General features: G+C 77.8%; 2 protein-coding genes. Both read left to right on the top strand.

Annotated features, from left to right (window positions below; genetic code table 11):
• Window positions 1-284 precede the first annotated feature (284 nt).
• Entirely contained in the window at window positions 285-1391 is a 1107-nt protein-coding gene (locus ACFXA3_RS41355) for an energy-coupling factor transporter transmembrane protein EcfT (protein WP_385196477.1), read from the top strand.
• Window positions 1388-2195 (top strand): ABC transporter ATP-binding protein (locus tag ACFXA3_RS41350; protein ID WP_385196474.1); only part of this gene is annotated, 808 nt, incomplete at its 3' end. The genes ACFXA3_RS41355 and ACFXA3_RS41350, both read left to right, overlap by 4 nt.

Raw genomic sequence — 2195 nt, 5'->3', positions numbered from 1 at the left:
GGCCTGCACCGCACGGGACGCGTCCGGCCGCCGCCGAACGGCAGGCACCGGTCGCCGCACCGCCGATCGCCGGGCCGGCGCAGGTCGTCGCCGCTCGGAGGCCGCAGCCGGCGCCGGCCGGCGCCGCCGGCGCCGGGACCGGCGGGGCGGTCGTCGGGGCTGTCCGGGCGCCCGCGGGGCGGGGTGGCGCGGGGAGCCGACGGCCCGCAGCCGACGGCCTGACCCCGGCCGGGCCCGGGGAGGCCGGGGCGGGTGGTCCCGGGTTCCGGCCGACGTACGAGAAAATGGCGGCGCCCCTGGCCCGCCGCGGCAACGCCCTGCACGCCGGCGCCTGGTGGCTGTGGGCCCTCGGCCTGGCCACCGCCGCCTCCCGCACCACCAATCCGCTCCTGCTCGGCCTGATCGTCGGGGTCGCCGGATACGTCGTCGCGGCCCGCCGCACCTCCGCCCCCTGGGCCCGCTCCTACAGCGCCTTCCTCAAACTCGGCCTCTTCGTCATCGGGCTGCGCCTCCTCTTCTCCGTCCTCCTCGGCTCCCCGATCCCCGGCGCGCACATCCTCTTCACCCTCCCCGAGGTGCCGCTGCCCGACTGGGCGGCCCAGGGCATCCGCGTCGGCGGACGCGTCACCGCCGAGCAGCTCGTCTTCGCCTTCTACGACGGCGCCAAGCTCGCCGCCCTCCTCGTCTGCGTCGGCGCCGCCAACGCCCTCGCCAACCCGGCCCGGCTGCTGAAGTCCCTCCCGGCCGCCCTCTACGAGGCCGGCGTCGCCGTCGTCGTCGCCATGACCTTCGCGCCGAACATGGTCGCCGACGTGGCCCGGCTGCGGACCGCCCGCCGCCTGCGCGGCCGTCCCACCGGCGGCGTCAAGGCGGTCCTGCAGATCGGCCTGCCCGTCCTGGAGGGCGCCCTGGAGCGCTCCGTCGCCGTCGCCGCCTCGATGGACGCCCGCGGCTACGGCCGCACGGCGCAGGTCCCGCCCGCCGTCCGGCACACCACCAACGTCCTCACCCTCGGCGGCCTGCTCGGCATGTGCGCGGGCACGTACGGCCTGCTCGCCGCCGAGGGCGCCGCGTACGGGCTGCCGGTCCTGGCCATCGGCCTGGTCCTGGCGCTCGCGGGCCTGCGCCTGGGCGGGCGGCGCAGCATCCGGACCCGCTACCGGCCCGACCGCTGGGGCGGGCGCGCCTGGCTGGTCGCCGGGTCGGGCGCGGCCGTCGCCGCCGCCCTCGTCCGCGCCGCGGCCGTCGACCCGGACGCCCTGCTGCCCGGTGTGGTGCCCCTCGTGGCGCCCACGCTGCCGCTGTGGCCCGCGGCCGCGATCCTCATCGGCCTGCTCCCCGCCTTCGTGGCGCCCGTACCGTCCGTACCGCCCAAGGAGGCGTCGCAGTGATCCGCTTCGAGCAGGTGTCGGTCACCTACGACGGCGCCGCGCAGCCCACCCTCCGCGACGCCGACCTGGTGATCCCGGAGGGCGAGCTCACGCTCCTGGTCGGCCCGTCGGGGGTCGGCAAGTCGACCCTCCTCGGAGCGGTCTGCGGCCTGGTCCCGCACTTCACCGGCGGCACGCTGCGCGGCCGCGTCACGGTCGCCGGCCGCGACACCCGCACGCACCGGCCGCGCGAGCTCGCCGACGTCGTGGGCACCGTCGGCCAGGATCCGCTCGCCCATTTCGTGACGGACGTCGTCGAGGACGAGCTCGCCTACGGCATGGAGTCGCTCGGTCTGGCCCCGGCCGTGATGCGCCGCCGGGTCGAGGAGACCCTGGACCTGCTCGGCCTGAACGAACTGCGCGACCGCCCCATCGCCACCCTGTCCGGCGGCCAGCAGCAGCGGGTCGCGATCGGCTCGGTGCTGACCCCGCACCCGAAGGTCCTGGTCCTGGACGAGCCGACCTCCGCGCTGGACCCGGCGGCCGCGGAGGAGGTGCTCGCGGTCCTCCAGCGGCTGGTGCACGACCTGGGCACCACCGTGCTGATGGCGGAGCACCGCCTGGAGCGGGTGGTCCAGTACGCGGACCGGGTGCTGCTGCTCCCGGCCCCGGGCGCGGCGCCGGTCCTCGGCAGCCCGGCCTCGGTGATGGCGCTCTCCCCGGTGCACCCGCCGGTGGTCGCGCTGGGCCGCCTCGCGGGGTGGTCCCCCGTACCCCTGTCGGTCCGCGAGGCCCGCCGCCAGTCCCTCCCCCTCCTCTCCCGCC

The organism is Streptomyces sp. NPDC059456 (assembly GCF_042750055.1).
Classification (GTDB): Bacteria; Actinomycetota; Actinomycetes; order Streptomycetales; family Streptomycetaceae; genus Streptomyces.
Note: the sequence above shows the minus strand (reverse complement) of the source record. Positions and strands in the feature narration are given on the sequence as shown.